We start from the raw sequence: 6,225 nt of genomic DNA, 5'->3' as shown, positions 1-6,225 counted from the left end.
GCCAGAAAGTGGCGCGCATAGTCGGCCGGGAATTCGCGCGCATTGCTGACCGAGCGACTGTTTACACGACATTTGGGATCCGCCCATGAAGATCAAATCGATCCACATCTACAGCCATGATGGCCAGCGTCGCGATCTCCGGTTCAAGGTGAACGGGCTCAATGTCATCACCGGCCGGTCTTCCACGGGCAAGTCCGCGCTTTCCGAGATTGTCGAATACTGTATGGGGCGATCGTCGTTCAATGTGCCAGAAGGCATTATTCGCGACAAGGTGTCTTGGTTTGCAGTGATCTTTCAGTTTGGGGAAGAGCAAGTACTCGTCGCCAAGCCGACCCCACCCGGCGGTGGCGCAAGTTGCAGCACGGCAATGCTCAGAAGAGGCAGCGAGTTGCCAATCCCTGATTTCAGGGAGCTGATGGTCAACACCGACGACGACAGCATAGTCGAACTGCTGTCGCGTTTGCTCGGCATTCCAGAAAACCGTACAGAAGTCGCGCTTGAACACAGCCGCGACAGCTACGATGCTAACGTCAAACACACGCTTTTCTACCTATTCCAGAAGCAGGGACTTGTCGCCAACAAAGACCAACTCTTTTATCGCCAGAACGAGCAGCACCTACCGCAGACGATACGTGATACATTGCCGATCCTTCTCGGCGTCTCGTCCCATGACCGTTTCGAACTTGAGTCCAAGTTGCGAATAGCACAGCGGGATCTGCGGATCAGCAACAAGAAGCTGGAGCAGGCGCGAGACGCCGTAGACACCTCGCAAGATCAGGCCATCCGGCTCTATTCAGAAGCCAGGACCGTTGGAATTCTCGGCCATGACGTCGAGACTCCGGGTGCCGATGGGATCATCGAATCACTAAAGTCAGCACTGTATTGGACGCCCGAAGTGGTTCCAGACGACGATGGTAGCCGGATATCGCAACTTGAAGATCAGCTATCTGATTTGCGACAAGATCGGCGAGACACCCAAGCCAGGATTGATGCGGCACGACAGTTCGCTGAGCGGTCAAGCGGCTACGAATCCGAGGCCTCGGAACAGGTTGATCGCCTAGCTTCTATCAAAGCCCTACCCAAAGACCCCGACACTGGCGAGTGGCAATGGCCGTTTAGTGAAAGAAATCTGGCACTGGATTCCCCACTCGCTGTCGTCCTTCTAAATGAGCTTGAATCCTTGGAGAGGGAGTTGCGCATCGCCACTGGTCAGCGCCCTAAGCTCGAAGCTTACTTGACTGAACTGGCCGGCAAGGTGGATGAAATCGCGGGCAACATTGTTGACAAAGAAGCGGAGCTCTCGGCGGCCATCTCCGCCAGCGAAATCATCGCCGAGATGGGCAACCGCAACAATGCGGCCGCACGAGTAGTTGGCCGCATCAGTCTGTTCTTGGAAACACTCCTCCCCAATGAGGATCTGGCCAATCTAGAAGCGGAAAATCGCCGCCTCACCAACAAGGTCAAACAACTTGAGCAACAGATCGGGTCTGACGATAGCAGCGAGCGTCTAACCTCGATCCTCAACAACATCTCCATGCAGGTAACGCGGTACATTCAAGAATTCGAGGCCGAGTTCCGAGACTTCCCGGCGCGGATAAACTTGGCGCAGCTAACGATCATTTTCGATCGCCCCGAACGACCGGTCCCAATGAGCCGTACTGGTGGGGGCGAGAACCATCTGGCGTACCACCTCTCGGCATTGATGGCACTACATCTATTTGCAGCAAGAAACAGCCGCCCGATCCCACGTTTCCTTTTTATCGACCAGCCGACCCAAGTCTACTTCCCGTCGGAGCAGATATACAAACAGGCTGATGGATCGGTTCAAAGTACCGAAGCGGACGCCGACCTTATTGCGGTACGTCGGCTATTCGAGCTGCTACTCAGATTCACTCAAGAGGACGTTCCAGGCTTCCAGCTGATTGTAACTGAGCACGCAAACCTCCGCGATCCGTGGTTCCAGGATGCATTGGTCGAAGAACCGTGGGCCAAACCGCCCGCGTTGGTTCCCGAGGATTGGCCTGTCATATCCCAATAGCATCGCGGATACACACGCAATGCGGACTCGGCCTGCGAGCACATATCCAAGCCGCGCGCCCACTCCAGGAGCGTTTCGGATTTGTCCAGCGACGCTTGGGGGAGAGGTCGGTGGCAAGTATGAGTGGGGCTGGTGGAGGATTACTGGTCGAAATAGTTGTCGTGTTGCCTGTGGCGTGACAAGCTGGCGTCGCGCACGAACGAAGAGGTTGGTGTCTTGAAGGGGCTATTCGTTCCCGCCTTTGACGATTTTGACGCCATACTGGGTTTTGCGTCTGATCTTCAATCGCAGTCCCTAGTCGCTCTGGACTTCTCTCGAATCGGCTTTGCGCTTCCGACCGGGATGCTGCTGCTTGCCTCGGTTATTGCCCGCGCCAATGTGGAAGGGCGCATTGCCCACTCTCTTGGGTGGACGGCGTATGACTACGCCGCCAACATGGGCTTTTACGATGCCTGTGGACTGAATGTGCCAAAGCACAGCGCTCCGGGCAGCGCAACTTACTATCCTGTAACCAGATTCAGCGTTGGGGATCTGCAAGAAAGCGCCCAGAAACAAGGCTTGCCGGTCGGAGCCCACGTCAACATATTGGTTGGCCGGCTAGCCTACTTGATAACTCGAGAAACCAGTGGTGACCTGTTTTATACGGTCCGGTACTGCCTCCGGGAAATTCTCAGAAACGTCGCTGAGCATAGTCATAGCGACCAACTCCTGGTAATGGGGCAATACTGGAAGGAAAATCGGGAGATCGAGCTCGCAGTTCTTGACCAGGGAATTGGACTGCGCAGAGCGCTAGTGGAAAACCCGAGGTTCGCAGGACTGAATTCGGACAGAAACGCCATTCGCCTCGCGTTGCTGCCCAGCACGTCTGGCAAGAAGATCTATGATCCCTCCACGGGACCGCGGGAAGACGACAAAGATGGTGAATGGGGAAATTCTGGTTTTGGCCTTTACATAACCAGCCAGATCGCCCGCAGGGCTGGTCGTTTCCTCATTGCCTCTGGGGACTCGCGACTGGAGTTGAGCGGCAACGCCCAGAAACCTGGAGGCTTTTCTCTCCCAGGAACACTTGTATCCATGAAATTCAACGTCGATCGCCTTGGGCGCCTCGAACCGTCTCTCAAGCGTATCTCGGACCGTGGTGAAGCGATCGCCAAGAGATTTCTAACGGCGGGAGCGGATGTGCTTGCATCCGCGGCCTCGCGCTTGATCATGGACACCGAGACCTAGACAGGGTGAGCTTCATCCGTCGGTCTCAATTTCGCGGAATTCTCCCGTCTCGTAGTTCCAGAGTTCCCAGGCCCATTCTTGCCCAGTCGGCTGGATCTGATCGTGTGGCACAAAGGCGTCCGCTTCAGCTGGCACTCTGTATTTGTAATACAATGCCGGCGGCACGCCAGGAAAATCCAAGAACATCGGTTCTATGATTTCCCGTTCGAACAAGACATTGTTCTTGTAGATTCCCAAGACACTGCCGCGCTTGTAGACCAACAGCCAACCATCAGGGACTTCGATATTCCCGGTGTCGATTGTTCCGGCGGGGACAAGGGTCCCGGCCCAAGCACGAAGCCGTTCCGAGTTGACGTCGCTTACCATGGCGTCGTCACCCGCCAGCGTAGCGCCGCGGTCGAGACGTGCAAGGAAGGTTGGGAAGGCGTCGTAGAGGGCTTCGGTGAGCCGCAAGCTCCCGTAGACTGCATCATATATCACAACGGCATCCGTGAGGCGCAACGGTCCGGACGAGGTGAGCAGGCCGATGTTCGATGACGCGGAGTCAATATCGTATGGAGCGATACCGAACTCACTTGAAAGCAGTTCTCGCAATCCGTCCGCAACATGTTCGCGCACCAAACGTTGGGCTTCCTGTGACCCACGGAACCAATCCTCCTCAATCCGCAGAACAAGACCGGTCGTCCTGAAGTCACGTTGTTTCCTGGACATCGCCGGGTTGGTGGCTCGCAGATCCCGATACATCTTCGTGGCCCGGCCTACGCGGTATCCCTCGACGCTTTCGTTTACTTGAACAAATACTTCAGCGAGAAGCCCGGTCTCGTTAGTCATATATCGACCATCAATGATGCCATCCGCCTGGAGGCTGAAATTGACCTGCTTTCGGAGAATTGGCTTGGTTGGCGCGGCATTCTTGGAAGTGCCAACTCGAATGGACCTTTCGCCTCTGCTGGTTTTCCATTCGTAGACATTGTACGCCCTGCCCGCATGCAGGTAGGTGGCGCCGGGGTAGGCTTCGCGAATTGCCTGGTTCACAGCAATGCTGCCAATCCGATCATGATCTCCCCGGCCGCCTTCTTGGATGTCGAAGCTGCTTTCACCTACTTGGCGCAGTGGATAATTGAAATGGGGGGCATCCGCGCCCAACTGGGCAATGAAGTCAAATTCGCGGGAACGGGCGGCTCCCGGTCGTGCGGAAGCTAGGATTTCGGAAAATCCAGATGGCCAGGCGACGCTTCCTGGAGGTGAGCTGAGGTCTGATCCTTGAACCTCCATTTCTTCGAGAAGACAACGCGCCTGCGCAAATTGAATGAATCGATTGCCAAGATATAGATTGGACGGTTCCACGGGCATCAGGAAGTAGTCATCAAACGTCAGCCCTAGACGCCCAAACGCTGCAGGAGGCGCGATCACGAAAAAAGTGCCTGGTTTGGCACGACCGACTCGTCCGAGACGTTGATGAAACGCTTTTCGTGACTGCGGAATTCCCAACGTCACGCCGATTTCCATGTCGGCGATATCAATGCCAAGCTCCAGTGCGGACGTGGCAACTACGCCATGAAGGCTACCGTCACGCAGGGCTTTCTCGATCCGCTCCCTATCCTGAGCCTCATACCCGCTTCGGTAGGGGAACACGCTTTTTTTGTCGACCGATCGTACGACACGTTCGACACCCTGACGGGAGTCGATGAAGACAATGAACCGGCGTCGCTCGGAAAGAGAGACTATTCCGTTGATAATATCGGTGACGGCCGCCTCTCCTGCGGCGCCGTAGTCGGCGCCGTTTATGTGTAGAACCCGCCTTTGGAAGTGCGGTGCCCCGTTTTGCTCTTCCTCAACAACGGCGAAATCCAGACCGGAAAGGCGCCGTAAATGTTCGGAAGGTTCTGACACCGTAGCCGTGGTGGCGACGATCTGAAATGGTCTCGCGTTCCCGTCGCCGCGCGTTGCCTTTTTTTTGGCTGCGATCAATCGTCGAAGCAGGAAAGCGACATTGCTCCCAAAAGCGGACTCGTAAATGTGGGCCTCATCGAGAACCAGCAAAGTCAGGCCCTCTAGGAAACGCCTGACCGGCCCACTGCCAACGTTCCTCATCAGCCATGCATGGCAGACGTCAGGTGTCATCAACAGGATTCTGGCTGATGCCAAGATTGCATCCCGTTCCTGCATCGGCACGTTGCCATCAATCCGACCGACAATGGACTCTTCAACCCCGATCGACTGTGCCAGCGATTTCCATCGCCCGTATTGGTCGGACGCAAGAGCCTTAAGGGGATAAATGACCAGAACACGTGAAGCTGGGTCTGCGGTCAGACGTCGGATCGCTTCGATCTGAAAGATCAACGATTTCCCAGAAGCAGTCCCGGTGGAGACCACGACATTTCGCCGGTTCGTAAGGTGTTCGATGGCACGAGCTTGATGGTCCCACACCGAATGGTCGTTCGTACCCAGAATTTTCGAGAGCATCCCGGGCATGTCGCCGGCGAGCGCTTCATCTGGCAAGAGGCGGCGTCTCTCGGTGCGACTCGGGGTTTGAATTTCGCCAACGACTTGAAGATTAAGAGTCTCAATGAGTTCTTCGACGTACGTGTTCACTAGGACTACCCCGTTTGGCTCGCGCCCCACTAGGTTAGACAGTGGTAATGGCGCCACGCAACGGGCAAGTGATCGCAGGTCTCGAACTGCAGCTGCGCAGTGGAAAGACTAGATGTCCGCACGAGAGGCCTCAGATCGGATTTCTACCCAAACATCCCCGATCATAATCGCCAATTTACACTCAACACTGACTCAACCAGCGAGCGCCCTTTCGCCAATATCGGCGTCCTTCGGAGGCCGATGAGCCCCGTTCACGCGCGCCGAAATCCCATTGTGAAATTGGGCAGCTTTGGCCATCACATTGATCAGAAATACATATCAAGAATCAATGGGTTACGCCTCATAACCTGAAGGCCGCAGGTTCA

At 55.6% G+C, this 6,225-nt stretch carries 3 protein-coding genes; 2 read left to right on the top strand and 1 reads right to left on the bottom strand.

The features are described 5' to 3' along the window. The first annotated feature begins 85 nt into the window (after positions 1-85). Both H6900_16045 and H6900_16040 read left to right on the top strand, forming a co-directional pair. Complete coding sequence (locus tag H6900_16045; protein MCC0074791.1) at positions 86-2,038, top strand: DUF3732 domain-containing protein; 1,953 nt, start codon at positions 86-88, stop codon at positions 2,036-2,038. A gap of 342 nt (positions 2,039-2,380) precedes the next feature. After that, complete coding sequence (locus H6900_16040; protein MCC0074790.1) at positions 2,381-3,265, top strand: hypothetical protein; 885 nt, start codon at positions 2,381-2,383, stop codon at positions 3,263-3,265. Between the two features lie 12 nt (positions 3,266-3,277). Here H6900_16040 and H6900_16035 read toward each other — a convergent pair whose 3' ends face one another. Further along, positions 3,278-5,860 (bottom strand): DEAD/DEAH box helicase, encoded by a 2,583-nt coding sequence (locus H6900_16035; GenBank protein MCC0074789.1) that lies wholly within the window; start codon positions 5,858-5,860, stop codon positions 3,278-3,280. Positions 5,861-6,225: the final 365 nt, after the last annotated feature.

The sequence above is a fragment of the Rhodobacter sp. genome (genome assembly GCA_020637515.1).
In the GTDB taxonomy this organism is placed as follows: Bacteria; Pseudomonadota; Alphaproteobacteria; order Rhodobacterales; family Rhodobacteraceae; genus Pararhodobacter.
Note: the sequence above shows the minus strand (reverse complement) of the source record. Positions and strands in the feature narration are given on the sequence as shown.